This window comes from Mycolicibacterium xanthum (assembly GCF_019710635.1).
Taxonomy (GTDB): domain Bacteria; phylum Actinomycetota; class Actinomycetes; order Mycobacteriales; family Mycobacteriaceae; genus Mycobacterium; species Mycobacterium xanthum.
In genome coordinates this window covers 367,626-391,611 of record NZ_JAIFZS010000001.1, presented here as the reverse complement: position 1 = coordinate 391,611, position 23,986 = coordinate 367,626, and the positions used below count along the sequence as shown (strand labels likewise).

General features: G+C 70.6%; 23 protein-coding genes. 8 read left to right on the top strand and 15 right to left on the bottom strand.

Annotated features, from left to right (window positions below):
* Positions 1-28 precede the first annotated feature (28 nt).
* The 6 genes from JDV09_RS01770 to dxr form a co-directional block, all read right to left on the bottom strand.
* Positions 29-1,852: a penicillin-binding transpeptidase domain-containing protein gene (locus JDV09_RS01770; RefSeq protein ID WP_221367366.1), complete on the bottom strand. Its 1,824-nt coding sequence runs from the start codon at positions 1,850-1,852 to the stop codon at positions 29-31.
* Positions 1,853-2,028: 176 nt separating this feature from the next.
* Positions 2,029-2,694 (bottom strand): GNAT family N-acetyltransferase, encoded by a 666-nt coding sequence (locus JDV09_RS01765; protein ID WP_221367365.1) that lies wholly within the window; start codon positions 2,692-2,694, stop codon positions 2,029-2,031.
* 27 nt (positions 2,695-2,721) lie between these two features.
* Positions 2,722-3,585 (bottom strand): GNAT family N-acetyltransferase, encoded by an 864-nt coding sequence (locus JDV09_RS01760; protein ID WP_221367364.1) that lies wholly within the window; start codon positions 3,583-3,585, stop codon positions 2,722-2,724.
* Positions 3,586-3,642: 57 nt separating this feature from the next.
* Complete coding sequence (gene ispG, locus JDV09_RS01755) at positions 3,643-4,821, bottom strand: flavodoxin-dependent (E)-4-hydroxy-3-methylbut-2-enyl-diphosphate synthase (protein ID WP_308123968.1); 1,179 nt, start codon at positions 4,819-4,821, stop codon at positions 3,643-3,645.
* Between the two features lie 16 nt (positions 4,822-4,837).
* Complete coding sequence (locus JDV09_RS01750; RefSeq protein WP_221367363.1) at positions 4,838-6,076, bottom strand: M50 family metallopeptidase; 1,239 nt, start codon at positions 6,074-6,076, stop codon at positions 4,838-4,840.
* A 33-nt stretch (positions 6,077-6,109) separates the two neighbouring features.
* Positions 6,110-7,309, bottom strand: a complete 1,200-nt coding sequence (gene dxr / locus JDV09_RS01745; protein WP_221367362.1) for a 1-deoxy-D-xylulose-5-phosphate reductoisomerase — start codon at positions 7,307-7,309, stop codon at positions 6,110-6,112.
* A gap of 177 nt (positions 7,310-7,486) precedes the next feature.
* Between dxr and JDV09_RS01740 the strand changes: the two genes are divergently transcribed.
* Positions 7,487-8,167, top strand: a complete 681-nt coding sequence (locus tag JDV09_RS01740) for a fasciclin domain-containing protein (protein WP_221367361.1) — start codon at positions 7,487-7,489, stop codon at positions 8,165-8,167.
* 185 nt (positions 8,168-8,352) lie between these two features.
* Positions 8,353-8,934 carry a fasciclin domain-containing protein gene (locus JDV09_RS01735; RefSeq protein ID WP_221367360.1) on the top strand — a complete coding sequence of 194 codons (582 nt, stop codon included), beginning with the start codon at positions 8,353-8,355 and terminating at the stop codon, positions 8,932-8,934.
* 79 nt (positions 8,935-9,013) lie between these two features.
* Here JDV09_RS01735 and puuE read toward each other — a convergent pair whose 3' ends face one another.
* Entirely contained in the window at positions 9,014-9,934 is a 921-nt protein-coding gene (gene puuE / locus JDV09_RS01730) for an allantoinase PuuE (protein WP_255604631.1), read from the bottom strand.
* A gap of 70 nt (positions 9,935-10,004) precedes the next feature.
* Positions 10,005-10,883, bottom strand: a complete 879-nt coding sequence (locus tag JDV09_RS01725; protein ID WP_221367359.1) for a TIGR03619 family F420-dependent LLM class oxidoreductase — start codon at positions 10,881-10,883, stop codon at positions 10,005-10,007.
* An 86-nt stretch (positions 10,884-10,969) separates the two neighbouring features.
* Here JDV09_RS01725 and JDV09_RS01720 point away from each other — a divergent pair, with 86 nt between their 5' ends.
* Positions 10,970-12,325, top strand: a complete 1,356-nt coding sequence (locus tag JDV09_RS01720; protein WP_221367358.1) for a cryptochrome/photolyase family protein — start codon at positions 10,970-10,972, stop codon at positions 12,323-12,325.
* 691 nt (positions 12,326-13,016) lie between these two features.
* Here the strand turns inward: JDV09_RS01720 and JDV09_RS01715 are convergent.
* Positions 13,017-13,865 (bottom strand): mycofactocin-coupled SDR family oxidoreductase, encoded by an 849-nt coding sequence (locus tag JDV09_RS01715; protein WP_221367357.1) that lies wholly within the window; start codon positions 13,863-13,865, stop codon positions 13,017-13,019.
* A 102-nt stretch (positions 13,866-13,967) separates the two neighbouring features.
* Here JDV09_RS01715 and JDV09_RS01710 point away from each other — a divergent pair, with 102 nt between their 5' ends.
* A complete protein-coding gene (locus tag JDV09_RS01710) occupies positions 13,968-14,222 on the top strand; it encodes a DUF2631 domain-containing protein (RefSeq protein ID WP_221367356.1) in 255 nt (84 codons plus the stop codon).
* Positions 14,223-14,231: 9 nt separating this feature from the next.
* Here JDV09_RS01710 and JDV09_RS01705 read toward each other — a convergent pair whose 3' ends face one another.
* The 3 genes from JDV09_RS01705 to JDV09_RS01695 form a co-directional block, all read right to left on the bottom strand.
* A complete protein-coding gene (locus JDV09_RS01705) occupies positions 14,232-14,786 on the bottom strand; it encodes a hypothetical protein (RefSeq protein WP_221367355.1) in 555 nt (184 codons plus the stop codon).
* Positions 14,787-14,793: 7 nt separating this feature from the next.
* On the bottom strand, positions 14,794-15,390 hold the full coding sequence (locus JDV09_RS01700; RefSeq protein ID WP_221367354.1) for a hypothetical protein: 597 nt from the start codon (positions 15,388-15,390) through the stop codon (positions 14,794-14,796).
* 183 nt (positions 15,391-15,573) lie between these two features.
* Positions 15,574-17,004: a WS/DGAT/MGAT family O-acyltransferase gene (locus JDV09_RS01695; RefSeq protein WP_221367353.1), complete on the bottom strand. Its 1,431-nt coding sequence runs from the start codon at positions 17,002-17,004 to the stop codon at positions 15,574-15,576.
* A 265-nt stretch (positions 17,005-17,269) separates the two neighbouring features.
* Here JDV09_RS01695 and JDV09_RS01690 point away from each other — a divergent pair, with 265 nt between their 5' ends.
* The 3 genes from JDV09_RS01690 to JDV09_RS01680 are packed head-to-tail and all read left to right on the top strand — an operon-like array spanning position 17,270 to position 19,583.
* Entirely contained in the window at positions 17,270-17,986 is a 717-nt protein-coding gene (locus JDV09_RS01690) for a DUF427 domain-containing protein (protein WP_221367352.1), read from the top strand.
* Between the two features lie 46 nt (positions 17,987-18,032).
* Complete coding sequence (locus tag JDV09_RS01685; protein WP_221367351.1) at positions 18,033-18,521, top strand: SRPBCC family protein; 489 nt, start codon at positions 18,033-18,035, stop codon at positions 18,519-18,521.
* 42 nt (positions 18,522-18,563) lie between these two features.
* On the top strand, positions 18,564-19,583 hold the full coding sequence (locus JDV09_RS01680; RefSeq protein WP_221367350.1) for an NADP-dependent oxidoreductase: 1,020 nt from the start codon (positions 18,564-18,566) through the stop codon (positions 19,581-19,583).
* On the opposite strand, the gene JDV09_RS01675 is transcribed toward JDV09_RS01680, so the two are convergent.
* From JDV09_RS01675 to JDV09_RS01665, 3 genes are read right to left on the bottom strand one after another with little or no spacing between them, the layout of a single operon-like run.
* Positions 19,564-20,703 (bottom strand): hypothetical protein, encoded by a 1,140-nt coding sequence (locus tag JDV09_RS01675; RefSeq protein WP_221367349.1) that lies wholly within the window; start codon positions 20,701-20,703, stop codon positions 19,564-19,566. The genes JDV09_RS01680 and JDV09_RS01675 overlap by 20 nt on opposite strands.
* A gap of 19 nt (positions 20,704-20,722) precedes the next feature.
* Complete coding sequence (locus tag JDV09_RS01670) at positions 20,723-21,640, bottom strand: metal-dependent hydrolase (RefSeq protein ID WP_221367348.1); 918 nt, start codon at positions 21,638-21,640, stop codon at positions 20,723-20,725.
* Between the two features lie 53 nt (positions 21,641-21,693).
* A complete protein-coding gene (locus JDV09_RS01665) occupies positions 21,694-22,650 on the bottom strand; it encodes an LLM class F420-dependent oxidoreductase (protein ID WP_221367347.1) in 957 nt (318 codons plus the stop codon).
* A gap of 140 nt (positions 22,651-22,790) precedes the next feature.
* On the opposite strand from JDV09_RS01665, the gene JDV09_RS01660 reads away from it, so the two are divergent.
* On the top strand, positions 22,791-23,723 hold the full coding sequence (locus tag JDV09_RS01660; protein WP_221367346.1) for an LLM class flavin-dependent oxidoreductase: 933 nt from the start codon (positions 22,791-22,793) through the stop codon (positions 23,721-23,723).
* The last annotated feature ends 263 nt before the right edge of the window (positions 23,724-23,986 follow it).

The window sequence follows — 23,986 nt, the reverse complement described above, 5'->3', positions numbered from 1 at the left end:
GCCGATTGCCGGTGTGATCCCGGGCAAGTCAGCCGAGGTAGCCGTCGGGCAGCGAGTCCAGCATGTACTTCAGCATCCGCACCGCGTACTCCGAACTGCCGCCGCCGACGATCAGCGCCGAGAACGCCATGTCGCCGCGGTACCCGGTGAACCACGAATGCGAGCCGCCCGCGAACTCGGCCTCTCCGGTCTTGCCGCGGACGTCGCCGGCGCCCTGCAGGTCCTTGGCGGTGCCGTTGGTGACCACCAGCCGCATCATCGGCCGCAGGTCGTCGACGACGGCGGCCGGGATCTGGTCGCGGTCACCGTTGACCGCGGTCTCCCGGCCGTCGATCAGGTGCGGCACCGGGGTGCGTCCGGCGGCCACCGTGGCGGCGGCCATCGCCATGCCGAACGGGCTGACCAGGACCTTGCCCTGACCGAAGCCGTCCTCGGTGCGCTCGGTGAGGTTGACCGTCGGCGGCACCGACCCGCTGACCGTGGACAGGCCCGCGATGTTGTAGTCGGGCCCGATTCCGTACTGCGCGGCCGCCTGGGTCAGGCCGCGCGGCGGCATCCGGCTGGCCAGTTCGGCGAACGTGGTGTTGCACGAGCTGGCGAACGCCCGCGACATCGGCACCGTGCCGAGGTCGAACCCGCCGTAGTTCGGCACCGTGCGATGACCGATGTCCAGCTGGCCCGGACAGCCCAGCAACGTGTTCGGGGTGGCCATGTCGCGTTCGATGGCGGCGCCCGCGGTGACGATCTTGAACGTCGACCCGGGCGGGTACAGGCCCATGGTCGCGATGGGCCCCTCCCGGTCGGCCGCCGCGTTCTGCGCGACGGCGAGGATCTCGCCGGTCGAGGGCCGGATCACCACGATCATCGCCTGCTTGTCGGTGGAGTCGACGGCGTTCTGCGCGGCGTCCTGCACGGCGCGGTCCAGGCTGATCGTGACCGACGGCGCAGGCTCGCCGGGCACCTCGTTGAGGATCTCGACGTCGACGCCGTTCTGGTTGACCGTGACGACACGCCAGCCCGGGCTGCCGTCGAGGTCGTCGGCGACCGTCTTCTTGACCTCATCGACCAGCGTCGGCGCGAAGTTCTCGTCGGTGGGCACCATCTCCGGCTGCGGGGTGATGACCACCCCGGGCAGCGCTCCGATGGCTCCGGCGACGGCATCGCGGTCGGCCTGCCGCAACGTGATCAGGCTCAGCGGACCCTTCGTGGAGCTGGCCTGCTCGGCGAGGCGCTGCGGATCCAGCGTGGGGTCGAAGCGCCGCAGCGCATCGACGACCGCCCGGGCGGTCGGCATCAGGTCCCCGCCCGCGGCCCGCGCGTCGAGGGCGAACCCGTAGCGGTAGCCGGGCACCAGCACGTTGGTGCCGCTGCGCTCGTTCACCGATGCGCGCGGCGGCGCATCGGCGCGCAGCGCGAACGTCTGGTTCTCCCCCAGCCGCGGATGCAGGCCGGTGGCGCTCCACCGCACCTCCCACCGGCCCTCGTCGCGCACCATGTTCAGCGTTCCGTCGTAGGCCCAGGTGCGGTTCTTGGGCAGGTGCCAGGTGTAGCGGTAGGCGATGCTGCCGGTGTCCTCGGCGTACTTGGAGCTCAGTATCTGCGCGTCCAGCCCGGTGGCCTGCAGGCCCGACCAGGCCTCGTTGAGCGCCGCCCGGGCATCTGCGGGGCGATCGCTGAGCTCGGCGGCCGCGCCGGTGTCGCCGGTGGCCAGGGCCGCGAAGAACTCCTCGGCCGTCGGCTCGGGTCCGTTCGGGCGTGGCGTGCAGGCGCCGAGCGTGACGACCAGCGCGATGACCGCGCCGACGCTCAGCGAGCGTGATGCTCGTGATGAGGATGAGATCAGTGATGCCATTGAGGCAAATGTTAAGAAATAACGATCGGATTTCGGCGCAGGCGCACCGACCGGCGACGGCGAAACCCACCTTTTGCAGCCGACGTTCCAGAGGCGGCCTGCAAAACGTGGGGTTCGGCGTGCCCGGTCGCGGTCGGAACCGGCGGCGGGCCCCGGGTCGCGCCGCCGCGGCGCGCTCAGGAACCGGCGGCGGGGGCCCGCACCACCAGCGGCACGGCAGGGAAATAGGCCGCCATCTCCGAACGCGACGCCCGCAGTGCGGCCAGCCCGTAGCCCTGCTTGCGATGCTGCGGATGAATCCAGATGCGCACGTCGACCTCGCCACCGGCGAGCTCGCCGAACACCATCCCCACCTTCGTCGGCCCGACCTCGGCCACCAGCCAGGCGGCTTCCTCGGCGGCGACGCGGGCCACCGCGTCGCGGATCTCGTCGCCGAGTTCGCCTGCGGGCGTGGCGGTCCCGTCGCCGGCCAGCCGGATGTCGTCGGTGCGCGCGGCGAAGATGTCGCGGTCGTCGACGGCGGCGAACGGGCGCAACAGCAATCGGCGGGCCGGCCCCGGGGTCTGGTCGGCCGGCTCGAAGATCGGCGACTGGCTGGCGAGGTTCTCCAGTTCCGCCGCGATGCGGCGGCGCGACACCTTGGTGAGACGGTCGAACGAGAGCCTCAGCACCGCCTCGGCGGCCACCTCCGATGTGTCGAGCAGGTCGGCGATGGCCTCGATCGCCGCGTCGTAGTCATCGGAGTCGACGACGGCGTCGAGGATCTCGTGGCGGCGTTCCAGTGCGTGCACCAGCGCGTCGGCGATCGCCCGGCGCTCGGCGATGGGGTCCTGCTCGGTCATGGGGTGAAGCGTATGCCGCCGCGGCGCTCAGTCGAGCAAGACGGTGGCGAACGACCCGATCTCGGTGAAACCGATCCGCGCGTAGGTCGCCCGCGCGACGGTGTTGAAGCTGTTGACGTAGAGGCTCGCGATCCGCCCGCCACCCACCACGGCGGCGGCCAGCGCGGCGGTCCCGGCGGTTCCGAGGCCCCGGCCCCGCCAGTCCGGATGCACCCACACGCCCTGGATCTGGCCGACGGCCGGCGACTGCGACCCGACCTCGGCCTTGAACACCACCTGGCCCCGCTCGAACCGGGCCCAGGCGCGGCCCGCGGCGATCAGCGAGGCGACCCGGCGCCGGTAGCCACGGCCGCCGTCACCGATGCGGGGGTCGATACCGACCTCCCCGATGAACATGTCGATGGCCGCCACCAGATAGGCGTCGAGCTCATCGATGCGCACCGGCCGAACCGCGGGGTCGACCGGGCAGGCCGGCGCGGTACTCAGCGCCATCAGCGGCTGGTCGGCGCGCACGTCGCGGGCCGGGCCCCAGACATGCTCGAGGCGTTGCCACATCGGCAGCACCAGCTCGGCGCGGCCGACCAGCGACGAACACCGGCGCGCCGAGCTCATCGCCTTGTCGGCGAACGCATTCAGGTCGCCCAGCCCGCCGCGCAGCGGGATCAGGTTGGCGCCGGCGTAACACAGGGATTCGTCGGCGCGGCGACGGGTCCACAGCTCGCCGCCGATCGCGGACGGCTCGATGCCGTGTTCGGCGACGCGGGAGGCGACCATGCAGGATGCGACCGGATCGTCGTCGAGAACCTGTCGGACAGCGGCCATGTCACGGCTGTCTCGGACCACCGACACCCGTCGCTCGTCGACGAGCCGGAACAGTGGAGGAGCCGACATCTGGACTCTTTCTGCGAAACCCTGAGCAGCCGACCGGCAACGCCCGGGGGCCGAGTCCTAGCTTACGGTCACAATAGGCGAACCGCTGGCATCATCCGAACCTCGCGCCGTGTCCATTTCGGCGGCCAGGCGCATGGCCTCCTCGATCAGCGTCTCGACGATGAGCGCCTCGGGGACGGTCTTGATGACCTCGCCCTTCACGAAGATCTGCCCCTTGCCGTTGCCCGAGGCCACCCCGAGGTCGGCCTCGCGGGCCTCGCCGGGCCCGTTGACGACGCAGCCCATCACCGCGACCCGCAGCGGCACCTCCATGCCCTCCAGACCTGCGGTCACCTCGTTGGCCAGCGTGTAGACGTCCACCTGGGCCCGCCCGCAGGACGGGCACGAGACGATCTCCAGCGAGCGCGGGCGCAGGTTGAGCGACTCCAGGATCTGGTTGCCGACCTTGACCTCCTCGGCCGGCGGCGCCGACAGCGAGACCCGGATGGTGTCGCCGATTCCCTTGGACAGCAGCGCGCCGAACGCGACGGCCGACTTGATGGTGCCCTGGAACGCCGGGCCCGCCTCGGTCACGCCGAGGTGCAGCGGGTAGTCGCACTGCGCGGCGAGTTGCTCGTAGGCCGCCACCATGACGACCGGGTCGTTGTGCTTGACGCTGATCTTGATGTTGCCGAAGCCGTGCTCCTCGAACAGCGAGGCCTCCCACAGCGCCGACTCCACCAGCGCCTCGGGGGTGGCCTTGCCGTACTTGTCCATGAACCGCTTGTCGAGCGACCCCGCGTTGACGCCGATCCGGATCGGGATGCCGGCGTCCCCGGCGGCCTTGGCGACCTCGGCGACCCGGCCGTCGAACTCCTTGATGTTGCCGGGATTCACCCGGACCGCGGCGCAGCCGGCGTCGATCGCGGCGAAGATGTACTTGGGCTGGAAGTGGATGTCGGCGATCACCGGGATCTTCGACTTCGCCGCGATGGCCGGCAGCGCGTCGGCGTCCTCCTGGCGCGGGCAGGCCACCCGCACGATGTCGCAGCCCGACGCGGTCAGCTCGGCGATCTGTTGCAGCGTCGCGTTGATGTCGTGGGTCTTGGTGGTGCACATGGACTGCACGGAGATCGGGTGGTCGCTGCCCACCCCGACGTCGCGCACCATCAGCTGGCGGGTCTTGCGGCGGGGTGCCAGTACGGGCGGCGGCGCGTTCGAGGATACTGCGGGCATCCCCAGACCGATCGAGGTCACGTGTCTCCCTAGGGTGCTACTGGAACAACCTGATCGGGTTGACCAGGTCGGCGGTCACGGTCAGCAGCATGTACCCGGCCACCAGTGCAAACACCACGTAGGTGGCGGGCAGCAGCTTGAGGTAGTTGACCGGGGCGGCGGCCACCCTGCCGCGCGCCGAGCGGAACATGTTGCGGACCTTCTCGAACACGGCGATCGCTATGTGACCGCCGTCGAACGGCAGCAGCGGGATCAGGTTGATCGCGCCGAGCACGAAGTTCAGTTGGGCCAGGAAGAACCAGAACGCCACCCACAGACCGGCGTCGACGGTGTCGCCGCCGATGATGCTGGCGCCGACGACGCTGATCGGCGTCTCCGGGTCACGCTCGCCGCCGCCGATGGAATGCACCAGTGCGCCGACCTTGGTGGGGATCTTCGCCAGTGACTTGCCGAGTTCCACGGCCAGGTCGCCGGTGAACGCGACCGTCCCGGGCACCGCCGAAAGCGGGTTGTACTGCGTGGGCCCGAAGCTGGCCGCGGTGACACCGATGGTGCCGACGTCGGTGGGCGCCGGTCCGGCGCCGTCGGCACCGGCCACGAAGCGCTGGCTGGGCGTGACATCGACCGTGGTGGTGAACTCCCGGGTCTGGCCCGCCTCCTCGCGCTGCACGGTGACCGGCGTCGGACCGTCCAGCGGGCGCACCGCGGCGACCAGCTCGTCGAAGTTCGCGACCGGGGTGTCGCCGACCTTGACGACGACGTCGCCGGCCTGGATCCCGGCCGCGGCGGCCGGGCTCGGGGCGATGCAGTCGCCCAGGCTGCCCTTGGTCACCTCGGATTTCACACAGGAGGTCTCCCCCACCATGGCGTTGGTCGGCTGGTGCAGGTTGGGCAGGCCCCACACCACCGCGATGGCGTAGAGCAGCACCAATCCGATGACGAAGTTCATCCCGGGCCCGGCGGCCAGCACCGCGACCCGTTTCCAGGTCTTCTGCCGGTACATCGCGTACCGCTCGTCCTCCGGGGCGATCTCGTCGACCGACGTCATCCCGGCGATGTCGCAGAAACCGCCCAGCGGGATCGCCTTGACGCCGTACTCCGTCTCCCCGAGCCGGTTGGGCCGGCGGGTCGACCACAGCGTGGGACCGAAGCCGACGAAGTAGCGGCGCACCTTCATGCCGGTGGCCCGCGCCACCCACATGTGCCCGCACTCGTGCAGCGCCACCGACAACAGGATGGCGAGTGCGAAGAGCACGATGCCGATCACGAACATCATGGGCTGGCCAGCTCTCCCTTTCAGGTCCTTCTACTACCGACTGCTAGCTGCGGTTTCCCGCGCGACCGCACTCCGGGCCCGGTCGCGGGCCCAGTCCTGGGCGGCCAGTACCTCCTCCACGGTAGCGGGTTCGGCGGCCCACTGGTCGGCAGCGCGCAGGACCTGCTCGACGGTCCGCACGATCGCCGGGAACCTGATCCGGCCGTCCAGGAAGGCCGCCGCCGCCTCCTCGTTGGCCGCGTTGTACACCGCGGTCAGGCAGCCACCGCCCCGGCCGGCGTCGCGGGCCAGTCGCACCGCGGGGAACACGTCGTCGTCGAGCGGCTCGAACTCCCAGGACGCCGCCGTGCTGAAATCGCACGCCGGTGCGGCACCGGCGACCCGCGCCGGCCAGCCCAGCGCCAGCGCGATCGGCAGCTTCATGTCCGGTGGGCTGGCCTGCGCCAGCGTCGATCCGTCGGTGAACGTCACCATCGAGTGCACGATCGACTGGGGGTGTACGACGACGTCGATGCGGTCGTAGTCGACCCCGAACAGCAGATGGGTCTCGATCAGCTCGAGGCCCTTGTTGACCAGCGACGCCGAGTTCAGCGTGTTCATCGGCCCCATCGACCAGGTCGGGTGCGCGGCGGCCTGGGCAGGGGTGACGTCCTCGAGCCGATCGGCGCTCCAGCCGCGAAACGGCCCGCCGGAGGCGGTGAGCACCAGCCTGGCGACCTCGTCGGCGGCGCCGCCACGGAGGCACTGCGCCAGCGCGGAGTGCTCGGAGTCGACGGGCACGATCTGGCCGGGCGCGGCGGCCCGCAGCACCAGCGGCCCGCCGGCGACCAGCGACTCCTTGTTGGCCAGCGCGAGTCGGGCACCGGTGGCCAGTGCGGCCAGCGTCGGCTCCAGCCCGAGGGCCCCGACCAGCGCGTTGAGCACCACGTCGACCCCGGGCCCCGCGGCGGTGTCCCCGATCAGCCGGGTCACCGCGGCCGGCCCGCTGTAGGGCACGTCGCCGACCAGATCCGCGGCGGTCTCGTCGGCGACGGCGATGTTGGTCACCCCGGTCTGGCTGCGCTGGCGCGCCAGCAGGTCCGGGTTGCCGCCGCCGGCGGCCAGCCCGACCACCTCGAAGCGGTCGGGGTTGGCGGCGATCACGTCGAGGGCCTGGGTGCCGATCGATCCCGTGCTGCCCAGGAGCAGCACGCGTAGGCGGCCCTGCTGCTGCGTGTCGCCGTGTGGTGTCACCGGTTCATTGTGCCGTGCGTGCGAGCGGGGCCGGCACCCCGCACCCGGGTGGACCGAGCAAAAGTGACGCGAATGTGACGGATCGGTCCGGGACCCATCCGGCGGCGCCGCGGCGATGAATCCCGGGTGTCAACACAGGACGGGCACCGGAGCCCGTCCGCGACGGGATGGGAAGCGATGACCACAGTTCACAAAAAGTCCGCGGCCGTGGCGGGTCTGGCCGCTGTTGCGATCTTCGGGGCCGCCGCCTGCTCGGGCGACAGCTCCACCGAATCCTCCGGGACGACCACCACGTCGTCGGCCGAGGCGACCACCGGCACCGCCGAGTCCACCCCTGCCACCAGCGCGGTGGCAGATCCGGCCGCAGGGCTCATCGGATCGGGCTGCGCCGCCTACGCCGAGCAGGTGCCCTCGGGACCCGGTTCGGTGCAGGATATGGCCGCCGAACCGGTGACGGTCGCGGCGTCGAACAACCCGATGCTGACCACGCTCACCCAGGCGCTCTCGGGTCAGCTGAACCCGGACGTCGACCTCACCGCGACGCTCGACGGTGGCGAGTTCACCGTGTTCGCGCCGACCGACGACGCGTTCGGCAAGCTCGATCCGGCGACGGTCGAAACCCTCAAGACGGACTCGGAGCTGCTCACCGGCATCCTGACCTATCACGTGGTGCCCGGCCAGGCCGCACCGGATGCGGTCGCCGGCGACCACGAGACGGTGCAGGGTGCCACGGTCACCGTGACGGGCGCCGGCGATGACCTCAGGGTCAACGATGCCGGCCTGGTCTGCGGAGGGGTCAAAACGGCCAACGCGACGGTCTACATGATCGACACGGTGCTGATGCCGCCGGCGAGCTGATCTGGGCGGCCCGGGCAACGCCATCCCCGGCACGCTGCGACGTGTCGGGGATGCCCGGGGCACCGGGGGCCGGAGCGAATGCCTCGCCAACGCGAATCGCAAACATTTTGTCCGACACCCCATCCGAGCAGAGCTCGGCCCCGAAGCACAGGTGTAGGACGTCACCGGAAAAGGAGATCGACATCATGCCGATGAACAAACGAACCTGGGCCGCAACGGGTTTTGCCGCGGCCACCGCGGTCGGGCTGGCGCTGAGCACCGCGACACCGGCCGCCGCTCAGCCCATGGGGCCCGGGTGCGCAGCATACGTCGAGCAGGTTCCCGACGGCCCCGGATCGGTACAGGGCATGGCCGTCGCCCCGCTGACGGTCGCCGCCGCGAACAACCCGCTGCTGACCACACTGACGAAAGCCGTTTCCGGACAACTCAATCCGCAGGTCAATCTCGTCGAGACGCTCGACGGCGGCGAGTTCACCGTGTTCGCGCCGACCGACGCCGCGTTCGCCAAGATCGACCCGGCCACTATCGAGAAGCTCACGACGGACGCTCCACTGCTGACCAGCATCCTGACCTACCATGTCGTGCCGGGCCGGGCGACGCCGGACCAGGTGGTCGGCACCCACACGACCGTGCAGGGCGGCGACGTCGTGGTCACCGGGCACCCGAACGAGCTGAAGGTCAACGACGCGTCGGTGGTCTGCGGCGGAGTGCAGACGGCCAACGCGACGGTGTATCTGATCGACACGGTGCTGATGCCGCCGGCGTGACCCGGAACCGGGGATCCCTCGCCGCGTGCGGGGGATCCTCCCCGGTCTGCCGGCCGGGTCGCGGTCTCCCGGTGCGGCGTCAGCCCGGCGGGAACTGCTCGATCCAGTGCCGGGCGATGTCGACCCGGCGCGCCACCCATACGTCGTCATGCGACTGCACGTGATCGAGGAAGCGTTCCAGGGCCGCGGTCCGCGCCGGGCGGCCCGCCAGCCGGCAGTGCAGGCCGATCGAGAGCATCTTGGGCGAGCCCGCCTGCCCCTCGGCGTAGAGGACGTCGAACGCGTCGCGCAGGTGGGTGAAGAACTCGTCGCCGCTGGGGAAGCCGCCGGCGATGGCGAAGCGCATGTCGTTGGTGTCCAGCGTGTAGGGCACCACCAGATGGTCGGTCCCGGCCACCTGCGTCCAGTACGGCAGGTCATCGGCGTAGGAGTCCGAATCGTAGAGGAAACCGCCGTGTTCGACCAGCAGTCGCCTGGTCTGCGGCGAGTCGCGGCCGGTGTACCAGCCCAGCGGGGCCGCCCCGGTCACCTCGGTCATCACCTCGACCGCCTCGGCGAGGTGGGCCCGCTCCACCTCGGGCTCGATCAGCTGGTAGCTGATCCAGCGCAGCCCGTGGCAGGCGATCTCGTCTCCGCGCTCCCGAAACGCCGCCACCGCCTCGGGGTTACGGGCCAGCGCCATCGCCACCCCGAAGATCGTCAGCGGCAGACCACGCCGGTCGAACGCCCGCAACACCCGCCACAGCCCGGCCCGCGAGCCGTATTCGTACAGCGACTCCATGCTCATGTGGCGGTTCGGGAACGGCTGCGCGGCAATGATTTCCGACAGGAACGTCTCCGACGCCGGATCGCCGTGCAGCACGTTGTTCTCGGCGCCCTCTTCGTAGTTGAGCACGAACTGCACCGCGATCTTGGCGCCCCCCGGCCACTTCGGGTGAGGCGGGTGCGGGCCGTAACCGACCATGTCCCGCGGGTAGCTCTCGGGATTGCCCAGGGTCATGCAGGCATTCTGGCAGGACTGCCCCCGGCCCGTCGGCCGGCCGGGACTTCCAGGCTCACCGCATCGAGCATCACGCCCGGACCTTGGCGATCACGGATTCGGCGAAGTGCTCGATCGGGCCGCGGAATCGTGCGGGGTCACCGGGCGCCGCGCCCCCGTCGGCGCCCATCCACGGCGCGCACATCACCGACGTGATTCCGGCCTCCTCGGCGCGCAGATACAGCTCGGCGCTGGGCGGTTCCATCAACGCCAACAGGATCTCGAACGGCTCGTCGGCGCGGCCGTACTCCCGCCGCAACTCGGTGAGCCGGCGGGCGTAGCCCACCGCCTCGTCCCAGCGGTAGGCGTAGCCGACCCAGCCGTCACACATCCGGGCGGCGCGGCGCAGTGCGGTGTCGGACTCGCCGCCGACCAGGATGGGCACCGGCCCCGGCGGGTGCGGTTCGATCATCATCTCCGGCACCTGGTAGTACTCACCGTGCCAGGACACCCAGCCGCCCTGCCACAGCGTCCGCAACGCGGGGATCATCTCGTCGAGGCGCTTGCCGCGGGTACCGAAGTCCTGGCCCATCAGCGCGTACTCCTCACGCATCCAGCCCACCCCCGCGGCGAGCGAGACCCGGCCGCCGGAGATCACCGATGCGGTGGCGATCTGCTTGGCCACCTCGAGCAGCGGACGGGCGGGCGCGATGTACACCGCGTTGGAAAACCGCAGCCGCTCGGTGACCGCGGCCATCGCCCCGGTCAGCACCCAGGCGTCCGGCCACGGCGTCTCGGGCGGCCACGGCGGCGTACCGCTGGTCGAGTCCGGGTAGGGAGACTGCAGATGCCGGGGATAGATCATGTGATCGGAGGTCACCATCCCGTCGAACCCGGCCTCGTCGAGCAGTCGCGCGACCGCCAGCGCGTCGGTGGTGTTCATGAACGCCGTGCCTGACCAGAACTGCACAGGACCCTCCCTCTCCACGGTGACGAATCCGGGACTCTTCGGTCTCCCCGGTTTCTTTATCGGAGATTGCGGGCAGCATCAATGCCATGCCCGCCGTGTTGTGGTTTCGTCGCGATCTGCGGCTGTCGGATCTGCCCGCGCTGCTCGCCGCGGCGGCCGGCGAGGGCTCCGACGCGGACGTGCTGGCGTGCTACGTGCTGGATCCGCGGCTCGAGGCCTCCGGCGGGCCGCGCCGTCTGCAGTATCTGTACGACGCGCTGCGCGACCTGCGCGAGCAACTCGACGGCCGGCTGGTGGTCACCCGCGGCGATCCGGTGACACGGGTGCCGGCCCTGGCCGCCGCAGTCGACGCCACAGCGGTGCACGTGTCCGACGACTTCTCGCCGTTCGGCCGGCGCCGCGACGACGCGGTGCGCGCGGCGCTCGGCGGCGTCGACCTGGTGGCGACGGGCTCGCCGTACCTGGTCTCCCCCGGTCGGGTCGCCAAGAGCGACGGCACCCCGTACAAGGTGTTCACCCCGTACTACGAGGCGTGGCGTAGGCACGGCTGGCGCGCGTCCGCCGAGTCCGGTGCGGGCTCGGTGCGCTGGATCGGTCCGGCCGAGGTGCCCGGCCGGCCCGACCTGGCCGACATCCCCGACGCCGGCGTCGAACTCGAGTTCCCGGCGGGCGAGCGGGCCGCGCGGCGGCAGTGGGAGAAGTTCGTCGCCGACGGGCTGGCCGGCTACGCCGAGGACCGCAACCGCCCCGATCTGGACGCCAGCAGCCGAATGTCGGCGCACCTGAAGTTCGGCACCATTCACCCGCGGACGCTGGCCGCAGACCTGGGCCGCGGCACCGGGCCGCAGGCCTATCTGAGGGAGCTGGCGTTCCGCGACTTCTACGCCTCGGTGCTGCACGAGTGGCCGCACAGCGCGTGGCGGAACTGGAACCGGTCCTTCGACGCGATCGAGGTCGACGACGGCCCCGAGGCGCGGCGGGCGTTCCAGGCGTGGAGGGACGGCAGGACCGGGTTCCCGATCGTCGACGCCGGCATGCGCCAGCTGCGCGAGACCGGGTTCATGCACAACCGGGTGCGGATGATCGTCGCCTCGTTCCTGGTCAAGGATCTGCACCTGCCCTGGCAATGGGGTGCCCGGTGGTTCCTCGAGCAGCTCGTGGACGGCGACATGGCCAGCAACCAGCACGGCTGGCAGTGGGCGGCGGGGTGCGGCACCGACGCCGCGCCGTACTTCCGGGTGTTCAACCCGACCACTCAGGGGGCGAAGTTCGACCCGTCCGGTGACTACATCAGGCGCTGGATACCGGAGTTGGCCGACGAAGCGCTCGTTGCCGACGTGCACAAGATGGGCGAATCCCGCCCGGCCGGGTATCCGGCGCCGATGGTGGACCACGCGGAGGAGCGCGCGGAGTCGCTGCGCCGGTACGGCGCGATCAGGTGAGGCGCCGGTACGGCGCGATCAGGTGAGGCGCCGGTACGGCGCGATCAGGTGAGGCGCCGGTACGGCGCGATCAGGTGAGGCGCCGGTACGGCGCGATCAGGTGAGGCGCCGGTACGGCGCGATCAGGTGAGGCGCCGGTACGGCGCGATCAGGTGAGGCGCCGGTACGGCGCGATCAGGTGAGGCGCCGGTACGGCGCGATCAGGTGAGGCGCCGGTACGGCGCGATCAGGTGAGGCGCCGGTACGGCGCGATCAGGTGAGGCGCCGGTACGGCGCGATCAGGTGAGGCGCCGGTACGGCGCGATCAGGTGAGGCGCCGGTACGGCGCGATCAGGTGAGGCGCCGGTACGGCGCGATCAGGTGAGGCGCCGGTACGGCGCGATCAGGTGAGGCGCCGGTACGGCGCGATCAGGTGAGGCGCCGGTACGGCGCGATCAGGTGAGGCGCCGGTACGGCGCGATCAGGTGAGGCGCCGGTACGGCGCGATCAGGTGAGGCGCCGGTACGGCGCGATCAGGTGAGGCGCCGGTACGGCGCGATCAGGTGAGGCGCCGGTACGGCGCGATCAGGTGAGGCGCCGGTACGGCGCGATCAGGTGAGGCGCCGGTACGGCGCGATCAGGTGAGGCGCCGGTACGGCGCGATCAGGTGAAGTGCCGGTAGGGCGCGATCAGGTGAAGTGCCGGTACGGCGCTACTTCAGGGTCTGACCGGCGTCCACCGGGAGCGCGACGCCGGTCAGGAAGCGGCCGGCCGGCCCGCACAGGTAGACCATGGCGTCGCTGACATCGGCGGGCTCCATCATCGGTCCGGGGAGCAGGGGACGCTGCCCCTCGCCGAACGACGGCGTCTCGCTGACGAACTCGGCCATGGCCTCGTTGAGGACCATCGGGGTGGCGACCCCGCCCGGGTGCACCGAGTTGACCCGGATGTTCTTCTCGGCCAGCGAGCGGGCGAAGTGCCGCATCACGCCGATCACACCGTGCTTGGCGGCGGTGTAGCCGGCGGCACCGTGGGTCATGGTGGCGAACTCGGTGCTCACCGACGTGAAGCCGGCGGCCGAGCTGGTGATGACGATCGCTCCGCCGTCCGGGTTGCGCAGCAGCGCCGGCAGCGCGACGTCGATCGTGTAGTAGACGCCGTTGAGCATCACGGCCACGGCGTCGGTGAACGCGGTGATGTCGCGGCCCTGCTCGCCGGCGGCGGGCAGGATGCCGGCGTTGGCGATCACGAAGTCCAGGCGCCCGAACTCGGCGACCCCGGCGTCGACGGCGGCGGCCAGCCTGTCGCGGTCCCGGACGTCGGCGGGCTCGGCGACGATGCGGCGTCCGGTCTTCTGCACCAGCCGCACCGTCTCGTCGAGATCGTCGCGGGTCGCCATCGGGTAGGCGACGCTGTCGATCTGATCACACAGGTCCACGGCGATGACGTGGGCGCCCTCTTCGGCGAACCGGACGGCGTGCGCCCGGCCCTGGCCGCGGGCGGCCCCGGTGACGAAGACGACCCTGTCCTGAAGAATCCCGTGCGCCGGCTGCCCAGTCATGACCGGCCAGCCTACTGCCCTCCCCGCCGGCTCTACGGCGCCCCGTAGTAGGGCTGTGTCAGAATGACCACAGCACATGCCGCCCGACCGTGAGGAGCAGCCGTGGCAAGCACCGAGGTGGAGCGTCACACCGGCGTCGACGTCGAGGAGGTGCCGTCCGCGAACTGGGGCTGGTCGAAGGAGAATCCCAGGCTGATCCAGCTCGGCGGGCTGCTCGCCGCGGTGTTCCTGCTGCTGCTCATGCGCGGCAACCACGTCGGCCACGTCGAGGACTGGTTCCTCATCGGTTTCGCGGTGGCGGTCTTCGGCTTCGTGGCGCGCAGCTGGTACGTCACGCGCAACCGCTCCACCAGGTAGCGATCCCGCTCAGACCGGATAGAGCCGCCGGAACCCGTCGGCGCGCAGCCGGTACAGCGGCTCGCTGCCCTCCCCCGGCGATCCGGCGATCCCCGCGGCGGCCTGCGCGTGGGACTTGAACGCGCGGGCCGCGGCGCTGAGGGTGTGCACAACGGGTTGCAGGCCACGTCCCAGCTCGGCGGCCGCCGGTGCACCCCAGACGGTGATCTCGTTGAGGCCGCGTCGCGCCGTCCGCTGCAGCCGGTCGCGGACCAGCCCGTCGACGGCCAGCTGATCGGCGCCCAACGCCAGCGCCTCACCGGCCGACAGGCCGTCGATCACCGATCCGACGTCGGCGCTGAGGCGGCCGGCGTCGACCCCGAGGATCCGCAGCGGCCGGGTATCGCAGGCCCCGGTGAGCAACACGGTGACGTCCCAGCCCGCCCGGGCCCGATCGCACAGGAATCCGCCGGCCGGCCCGATGACGTCGCCGACCCCGTCTGCGACGACGACCAACCGGTAGTGCGGAAGCCGGGCGGCGCCGGTGAGCGCGCCACGGACGGGACTGAATCGCCGAGAAGGCACGGTGCCGCTATCCGGTGGACAGGGACGTATGGAGCGGCACCAGGTCGGCGCCGTCCGGCGGGTACCAGAGCGCGGCGCTGATGAACAGCTCGTCGTGTGCGGTGACGACCCGGCCGTCTGCCAGCTGCGCGTGCGCCTTGAAGGCCCGCGCGGCGGCGCTGGGCCGGTGGCGCACCGCGCCGAATCGATCGTCGGCCCCGAGCAGCGCCGACTCACCCCACACCGTCACCTCGGTGCGGCCGTCGTCGACGACGCGCAGCACCGTGTCGCGCAGCCGGTCGTCCCGGCGCAGCCGGCGTGCGTCGATCGCCAGCGCCGCGGGCGGCTGGCGGCACACGAGGTCGGTGACGGACTCTGCGGTCGTGTGCAGGCCGACGACGGTCAGGGGGCGCACCTCGTGCCCGGCCGGCAGCTGAACCGTCACGCGCCAGCCGGCCCGCACCCGGTCGCACAGCCAGGCCCCTGCGGAGTCCACGACGCCCTCGACATCGGCTGCGATCACCGTCAGCGCGTAGCCGAGCAGTTTCTCACCGCAGGCGCGGACGCCGGTTCCCTCGCGCACCTCCGGGGGCAGGTCATCGACCTCATCGGTGCGAGCGCTCACCGTCGTCCTCCCTCGGAGTTCCCCGCCGTCGGCCGGGATCGTCATCATGCCACCCGTCGGCGCACCTCACACAGCGTGACACTTTAGCAAAGATATGTAAAGTAGACGATCCGTTCCGAATGCGCCGCCGAGCCCCGGCCGGATGCCGAAAGGAGGGACTCGGCAACGCTTTCCGGATGAGAACTAGTGTGCGCGGGCCGGCGGCAGCGCCGTCGGGATCGCCGTGAGCTCGCCCGGTATACCCGCCGCGGCCCTGATCTCGGCGAACGCCTCGAGCAGTGCGTCGGTGGCCTCGTGCGGGTCCTTGAGCGTGCGGTCGTCGGTGAGCACCGAGATCGCGAGCTGGTCGACGTAGCTCCACACCGTGATGTTCATGCCGCTGCCCGCCACGATGGGTCCGACCGAGTAGATCTCGCTGAGGGTGGCGCCCTGCACGAGGCCGCGTTCGCGCGGCCCGGACACATTGGACACGGTCAGGTTCATCACGCTGGCCGACTCCACCCGCCTGGCCTGTGAGCGGAAGAACCGCGGGCTCAATGCGGGCGGAAGGTAGGCCAGCCAGTTCGGCAGCAGCGTCGGCCCGAGCAGCTGGTGGTTCTCCTTGGCGATCGACGTGGCCGTCGCGGTCAGCCGCACCCGCTCCAGCGGGTCGGCGATGTGCACCGGCAATGACGTTGTCAGGTAGGTGAATTCATTTCCGACGGAGCGGTCCGGCGAGGTGTCGAAGCTGACCGGAACCCCGGCGATCAACGGGGCGTCGGCGTGGCCGTCGTAGCGCAGCTGCAGCCGGCGCAACGCCCCGGCCGTGGACGCCAGCGCGATGTCGTTGAGGGTGACGCCGAGGCGCTTGGCGGTCTCCTTGACGTCGGCGAGCGCCAGCGGCGCCGACGCGAACCGCCGCCCCGGTGAGACGACATGGTTGATGAAGGTGGGCGGCGGCGCGAAGTTGCGGGCCAGGTCGGGATGGCGTCCGCGCTGCCTGGTCCGCTGGCGTACCCGGGACACCCCGGTCGCGGTCTCGTTGACCAGCCGCGGCAGCCGGCGCAGCTGCCGCAGGTGGTCCCGGGCGGCGGCCCCGAGCAGGTGGCCGGCGGTGCGGGCCTCGTCGGACGCCGTCGGTAGCTGCCCGCCGACCTCGGGCTGCTGCGGCCGAATGACCCGCGCCATCTGGTTGGCCGAGGCGACCCCGTCGGCCAGCACGTGGTGCACCTTGTGGATGACCGCGATCCGGTTGTCCACCAGGCCATCTGCGATGTACATCTCCCAGAGCGGCCGGCCGCGGTCCAGCGGGGTGCTGGCGATCTGACCGATCAGCTGGTCGAGCTCGCGACGCCCTCCCGGGGCGGCCACCCGCGCCGGGCGCACGTGGTAGTCGAGGTCGATCTCGGCGTTCTGCACCCACATCGGGTGGTGGAACCGGTAGGGGATGTCGACGAGCTGGTAGCGCAGCGGGGCCAGGGCGTGCAGCCTCGGCAGCGCGATCGTGCGGAACCGCTCGAAGTCGTAGTCACCGATCGCGGACACATCGAGCACACCGATCTTGAGGGTGTGCATGTGGATTTCCGGAGTCTCGCTGTAGAGCATCATGGCGTCCACGCCGTTGAGCCTCTTCACCCTGACTCCCACTCCGTTCGCCGAGAACCGCGCGGGCATCCCCGCTTGATCGTGACCACCATTGCACAGCGCTTCGCCCGCCCGTTACGACATCGGACCGAACCGAAACCGCGTGTCAGCAGAAACAGACGCCTATCGCCCCACCACGTCGACCCCTGACACCCCTGCCCGGCTTTGTAAACTCGATCGCACAACACGACGTCGCGGGCGGCGGGAGGTCATTCATGAACCGGGTCAGCAAAACCGTTGCCACCGGGCCGCTTCGATGAGCCTGGTCGCCGGCAGCGGCCCACTCAGCGCGGACCGGGCGGGCCAGTTCACCCCGCCGGTCGACGGCGACCTGGTCTACATCGAGCCGCATCCGCGCCGAATCCAGGCGATCGTCGGCGACCGGACGCTGATCGACACCGAACGGGCGCTGATGGTGCACCGCCGCGGCAGCCCGCTGAGCTACGCGTTCGCCGTCGACGAGGTAGGTGACCTGCCCGCCACCGCGGTACCGGAGGCCCCCGGCTTCGTGGTGGTGCCGTGGACGGCCGTGGACACCTGGCTCGAGGAGGGCAGGCCGCTGGTGCACTACCCCCCCAACCCGTACCACCGGGTGGACTGCCGGCCGACCGAGCGCGGCCTGCGCGTGGATGTCGCAGGTTCGACCCTGGTGGACACCGTGAACACGGTGATCCTGTTCGAGACCGCGCTGGCGCCACGCCTGTACGTCAGCCCCACCGAGGTGCGCACCGACCTGCTACGCCGGTCGGACACCTCGAGTTACTGCAACTACAAGGGGTATACCACCTACTGGAGCGCGGCGATCGGCGACCTCGTGGTCGACGATGTGGCGTGGAGCTACGAGGATCCGTTGCCCGAGAGCCTGCCGATCCGGGGCATGCTCAGCTTCGACGAGACGAAGGCCGATGTGCTGGCCGAACTGCCCGAATCCGCGGGTTACTCGGACTGCGGATGCCAGGTTCGGCCGACGTGACGTGCGTGCCTTGTCAGCCGGCCCGGCGCCGACGATGCTGCATGTCATGACGCGCTGGTCCGCCTTGGAGCCCGCCGACGCCGGCTTCTTCGACACCGCCCCGCACGTGTTCCGCTACCAGAAGCACTTCGACGCGCCACCCGAGCGGGTGTGGGAGTCGCTGCAGTCCGACGAGTCGCTGTCGGCCTGGGGCGCCACGGTCGGATCGTTGACCTGGACGTCGCCGCGGCCGTTCGGGGTCGGCACCACCAGGGAGGTGGGGACCGGCCCGGCCAGGGTGCACGAACGCTTCTACCGGTGGGACGAGGGTTCGGGGTACGCGTTCTACGTCTATGAGGCCAACGTGCCGCTGTTCCGCCGGTTCGCGGAGGACTACCGCGTGGAGCCGGACGGCGCAGGCACCCGGTTCACCTGGGCGGTGGCCATCGAACCGGTCCGCCTCGCGCGGTTGCCGTTCGCGCTGCTCGCGCCGGTGGTCAAGGCGGGTTTCGGCCGGATGGCCGCCGACGGGCAGAAGTACTTCGCGGCACGGTGAAACCGGCTCCGGCGGCGCCACCGCTTGGGTAGTTTCGGCCTGGTGCCGACGCTGACGAACCGCCAGATCCTGCTGCGCCGCCGCCCGCACGGGCTGGTCGCACCGGAGGACACCGAGCTGGTCACGGTGGGCGCCCCCGAGCCCGGCGACGGTGAGGCGCTGGTGCGCACCACGTTCGTCGGCATCGACGCCGCCGCCCGCACCTGGCTCGACGACCAGCCCGGCTACCTGCCGCCGGTTCGGCTGGGCGAGGTGATCCGCGCGGCCGGGATCGGGGAGGTCGTGCAATCCCGTTGCGACGCTTACTCCGTCGGGGATGTGGTGACCACGCTGACCGGATTCCAGGAGTACACGATCGTGCGCGACGACCTGTTCACCACCCCGGTGCCCGGACCCGGCGAGCAGGTGGATCAACGCGCGGTGATGTCGATCTACGGACCGACCGGTGCCACCGCATACTTCGGCATGACGGGGATCGGCCGCCCGAAGCCGGGCGAGACGGTGGTGGTGTCGGCTGCCGCCGGCGCGACCGGTTCGGTGGCCGGCCAGATCGCCAAGATCGCCGGCGCCCGGGTGGTGGGCATCGCGGGCGGGGCGCACAAGTGCCGGGCGGTGGTGGACGACTTCGGGTTCGACGCCTGCATCGACTACCGCGGCGAGGACGTCCCGGCGGCGCTGCGGCGACACTGCCCCGACGGGGTCGACGTCTATTTCGACAACGTGGGTGGCCCCATCCTCGACGCGGTGCTGGGCCGGCTGGCCCACAAGGCGCGGGTGGTGTTGTGCGGGGTGATCTCGAGCTATCTGACCGGTGAGCATCCGGGGCCGGCGAACTACGTGAACCTGCTGGCCAAGACCGCGTTGATGCAGGGGTTCAACGCGCTCGACGAGTGGGGACGCTTCGACGAGGCGTTCGCCGCGCTGCGCCGGTGGGAGCAGGACGGGCTGCTGGTGCACCGTGAACACATCTTCGAGGGCATCGAGTCCTGCGTCGACGCCCTCAACGGCCTGTTCACCGGCGTCAACATCGGCAAGACGCTGGTCAGGCTGTCCGGGACGTGACCCGCGCGGGTGTCCGCGGCGCCGCGCGCTCCGCCGTGAGCGCGCCGGCCAGGCACAACGCGGCCCCGACGAACGCAGCCCCGGCGTAGGGCAGGCAGCCGATCGGGGTGCCGTCCGCGGTGACGCCCGAGACCGCGCCGAAGTAGTCCGGCAGCGCGGTCACCCACAACAGCGCCAGCACGCCGAGGTAGCCGGGCCCGAACACCCGGAGGAACCAACCGGGTGCGGTGGGCGCGGTGTCGCCGGAGCGGATCCGCCACCACTGCCGTGACAACAGCACCGCCCCGGTGGCGGCGACCGCCGCCAACTCGACCGTGAACAGCACGGCCTGTGCGGACGTGTTGGGTGCGTCGCCGCCGAACAGCGACGTCGGAATGCTCAGCACCACCAGCCCCAGTGGGGTCAGCGCGCCCGCCAGCACCGTCCGCCAGGCCAGCGCGGCGGGACGCGGGACCGGCCGCGGACGCGCGACGAAGAACATCACCAGTGCGGTGACGACCATCGGCCCCAGGGTTGCGAAGATGAAGACACTCGTCATCGGCACCGACGCCAACCACGGCTGGTTGAGCGGGTTCGCGGTATTCCACGACCACCAGCGCAGCTGCGGACCCAGCTGGTCGAACACCTCGTAGAAGCAGTGGTGGACGAATCCCACGCAGACCGCGCCGAGCAGGATTCCGCGGTCGCGGAACACCCCGAGGGATCGCACCACCTCATAGGACAGCGAGACCACCGCCGGATACAGCGCGACGATGTAGAGCGGCAACCGGTCGAACAGGAACTGCACGCTGAACACGTTGTGCGCGAACACCACTCCGACCGCGCCGTCGACTCCGAAGACGTTCGGGAAGTACAGCGGGATCTCGATGACGAACAGGTACCCGACCGTGGCGAACCACAGTGCCAGGTTGACCGGGTCGCCGTCGCGGCGCCACCGCCGCACCCCGTGCAGCAGGGCGGCCACCGCGATCGTCACCATCAGCAGCTCCAGCACCGGAAGGGTCCAGTTCGACAGGCCGAACGGGTTGCGCAGGTGCACGATCGCGGGCGCGTCGTGGCAGCTGAACCCGCCCAGCGCGGTGGCGATCTCGTCGAATGTCTGGGTGCACTGTGTGGCCACGGGCTGTACCTACCCCTACCTACCCGTGCGATGCCGCGGTGTACCAGCGCGACACGTCGTCGCCGCGGTTCCAGCGCGCCAGCCATTCGTCGGCGAACGCGGGCAACGGCTCGGCGGCTGGGTCGTGAAACGGTGTCTGGCTGAGCAGCACCCGCCACCCGGCGATCAGCTTCTCCCGCCGGGGCACCGACGAGAAGGCCGGTGGCGCCGGGGGACGACCCTTGCGGCCGAAGGGCATCCGCTGCCGAAGGGCACTGCGCAGGCCATAGATGGGCTGCAGCGTTCGGGCGTCCACCTTGCGCTCCGTTTCGGGCACGTGGGTGTTGACACCGTCGGCGATCAGCGCGAGCACCGAGAGCAGATGCCGGGCCACCGCCGGCACCACCCGCAGCCGGTACCACGGCCTGCCCACCACCGCGTCGAAGATCACCAGCGCCGAGCTGCGATGCTCGACCTCCTCGACGAAGTGCCACAGGAACAGCGAGCCGACCCGCTCGTCGCCCGGCCGGAACAGCGTGGCCTCGTTGTCGAGCATCAGCTTGAAGCTCGGCGTGAACGTCGCCTCCAGATCGGCGATGTAGGCCAGCCGGAACTGCAGCGGCGCCGTCGCGGTGAGCTCGTCGAAACGCGCGATCGCCGCATCGAAGGTGTGCTGCAGGCCGGGATGGTTGGCGATCAGCGCGTTGACGTGTTTGCGGTGACTGGCCGAATGCTGCGCCTCCTGGCGCAGGAACGCCGCCGCCTCCGCGGCGACCGCAGGATCGGCGATCAGCGGTCTGGCCTCCGTCACCGCCGCGACGATCATCTGCTCGAAGCACACCGCGATGATCGAGGTGGCGTTCATGAAGAAGGAGAAACCGGGGTTGGCCGGGTTCCACTCCCAGGGCACGTCCTCGGTGAAGTCGAAGCGCGGCCGGCGGACCTCGAGGTCGGTCATCGCTGCCCTCCCATCGTCAGTACACACCAAACCGGACCGTGACGGCGCCGCGCTCAGGCGATACCTGCACCGCTGGGTCGCACCGGCGCTGACGACCGGCCGATGACCTCCGTGCCGAACCGCTCGATCGCCTCCAGCGCGTGCGCCAGGCTGTCGCCGGGCACCAGCACCTGAACCCAGGTGACGCCCACATCCTCCAGCGCGGCGGTCCCGGCCAGGAACGCGTCGGCGTCGAAGTCGTCGTCGCCCGGGTTTCCCCCGGCGTCGTTGGTGAACGTGATGTCCACCCCGAACGGATCGCGGCCGGCCTCCTCCAGCCGGCGTCGCAGGTCGCCGATGCCGGCCGCGAGCATCTCCACCGAGTCGAGCGCCGCGGTGCGGGCGGTCTGGGCCAGCACGGCCGGGGCGCGGAACGGGCACCAGCCCTGGCCATGGGTCACCACCCGGGCCCGCGCGGCCGCGGTGTTTCCGCCGATCCAGATCGGCGGATGCGGTGTGCTGATCGGCCGCGGGTGCGCGGTGATCCCCTTCGCGGTGAAGTGTTCACCGTCCACCGTGAGGTCATCGGTGGTCCAGATCGCCCGGATCACCCCGAGCGACTCCTCGAACAGCTTCGCGCGGTCATCGAAATCCACTCCAAGGGCGGCGAATTCACGCTTGAGGTAGCCGACGCCGACGGCCAGCGTGAACCGGCCGCCGGACACCAGGTCCAGCGTCGCGCCGGCCTTGGCGACCACGAACGGGTTGCGGTAGGGCAGCACGACGACGTTGGGGATCAGCCTCAGCGTCGTGGTGTGGGCCGCCGCGAAACCCATCGCGACGAACGGGTCGAGCGAGTCGTGTCCGCCCGACTCGAGCCAGCGCTGGGTCGGCGCGGGATGATCGGTGAACCCGAAGCCGGCGAACCCGGCCGCCTCGGCGGCGGCGGCGACCTTCGCGATGCCCGCTGCGGTGACGAGCTCCGGGTTGTACGGATGGCTGTGCATCGGGTGGGTGATGGCGAACTTCACGGGCCCTCCTCGGGTCGGCCGCGTCGGAACGGGCCGGAACTACCTTCTGCACTTCTGAGAATGTCGTTACCATGCAGGCGGCGAAATGTACAGCGAGGCGATCGGCCGGCGGCGGGCCGATGCCGGGAAGGCGCAACGACATGAGCAGGCCCGAGATCGGCATCTACCTACCCCAGTTGGGCTTCTCGTTCGACGACCTGCTGCACCGGACCAGGCTCTGCGAGGAGCACGGGATCGATTCGCTGTGGCTCTACGACCACCTCTACGGCCCCGGGATGCCCGACTACCCGTCCATGGAGGCCTGGACGCTGGCGACCGCCCTGCTCAGCCGCACCGAGCGCATCCGTGTCGGACACATGGTGCTGTGCAACCAGTTCCGCCATCCGGTGACGCTGGCGAAGATGGCCACCACGCTCGACCAGATCTCGGGGGGCCGATTGACGCTGGGCATCGGCAGCGGCTCGATCGAGGACGAGCACCGGCGCGCCGGACTGCCCTGGGGCACGTTCGCCGAACGCTCGACGCTGTTGGGCGAAACGCTGCAGATCCTGCATCAGGCGTTCACCGAGGAGCGGATCGACTTCGCCGGGAACCACTTCACCGTCTCGGACATGCCGATCAAGCCCGGCCCGGTGCAGCGCCCGCGCCCCCCGATCGTGGTCGGCGGCGTGGGCGAGAAGTACACGCTGCCCCTGGTGGCGCGCTACGCCGACGTCTGGAACGTACCGACCTACGCGTTGGGCGAGATCGAGCACAAGATCGGCGTGTTGCGCACGATCTGCGGGGAGATCGGTCGCGATCCGGACGACATCGTGCTGTCGATCGAGGCGGTGATGGCGCTGGCGCCCGACCAGGCAGCCCTGCCCAAGGTCCGAGAGTTCGCCGAAAAGCGCTTCGGTGGGCCCGGTTTCGGCTTGCACGAAGCCGGCCTGATCGGCACCGCGCCGGCCGTCGTGGACCGGCTGCGCGAGCTGGTCGGCATGGGCTTCGGCCAGATCGTGTTGTTCACCCACGACCGCTGCTCTGAGCAGACCCTCGAGCTGATGGCGTCGTCGGTGCTCCCCCACCTGTAGTTCTGAGGAGCCTCGCTCGTCAAGCGATGGCCACCGCATTGCGGGGGCCATGGTGTCGCCCCCCGGCGTCTGGCCGTTTCGGTCGTCGTGCCGCCTGCGGGTTGGCTTGCATAGATGATGCCGGCACCCGGGTGGGACGAACCGTCAACCCTGTGCATCGCGGACGAAGACAGAAACGGTTGCTCGGCGCTGGACTGGTCATCGGCAGTGTCCCCAAGGAACATCGGGCCATGGACGCGGTGAGGCGTCGATACCGATAGGCG

Coding starts and splice junctions, on each gene's coding strand:
- JDV09_RS01770 (WP_221367366.1), bottom strand. CDS start 1,852: ATGGCATCACTGATCTCATCCTCATCACGAGCATCACGCTCGCTGAGC.
- JDV09_RS01765 (WP_221367365.1), bottom strand. CDS start 2,694: ATGACCGAGCAGGACCCCATCGCCGAGCGCCGGGCGATCGCCGACGCG.
- JDV09_RS01760 (WP_221367364.1), bottom strand. CDS start 3,585: ATGTCGGCTCCTCCACTGTTCCGGCTCGTCGACGAGCGACGGGTGTCG.
- JDV09_RS01750 (WP_221367363.1), bottom strand. CDS start 6,076: ATGATGTTCGTGATCGGCATCGTGCTCTTCGCACTCGCCATCCTGTTG.
- JDV09_RS01740 (WP_221367361.1), top strand. CDS start 7,487: ATGACCACAGTTCACAAAAAGTCCGCGGCCGTGGCGGGTCTGGCCGCT.
- JDV09_RS01735 (WP_221367360.1), top strand. CDS start 8,353: ATGCCGATGAACAAACGAACCTGGGCCGCAACGGGTTTTGCCGCGGCC.
- puuE (WP_255604631.1), bottom strand. CDS start 9,934: ATGACCCTGGGCAATCCCGAGAGCTACCCGCGGGACATGGTCGGTTAC.
- JDV09_RS01720 (WP_221367358.1), top strand. CDS start 10,970: ATGCCCGCCGTGTTGTGGTTTCGTCGCGATCTGCGGCTGTCGGATCTG.
- JDV09_RS01715 (WP_221367357.1), bottom strand. CDS start 13,865: ATGACTGGGCAGCCGGCGCACGGGATTCTTCAGGACAGGGTCGTCTTC.
- JDV09_RS01690 (WP_221367352.1), top strand. CDS start 17,270: ATGAGCCTGGTCGCCGGCAGCGGCCCACTCAGCGCGGACCGGGCGGGC.
- JDV09_RS01685 (WP_221367351.1), top strand. CDS start 18,033: ATGACGCGCTGGTCCGCCTTGGAGCCCGCCGACGCCGGCTTCTTCGAC.
- JDV09_RS01670 (WP_221367348.1), bottom strand. CDS start 21,640: ATGACCGACCTCGAGGTCCGCCGGCCGCGCTTCGACTTCACCGAGGAC.
- JDV09_RS01660 (WP_221367346.1), top strand. CDS start 22,791: ATGAGCAGGCCCGAGATCGGCATCTACCTACCCCAGTTGGGCTTCTCG.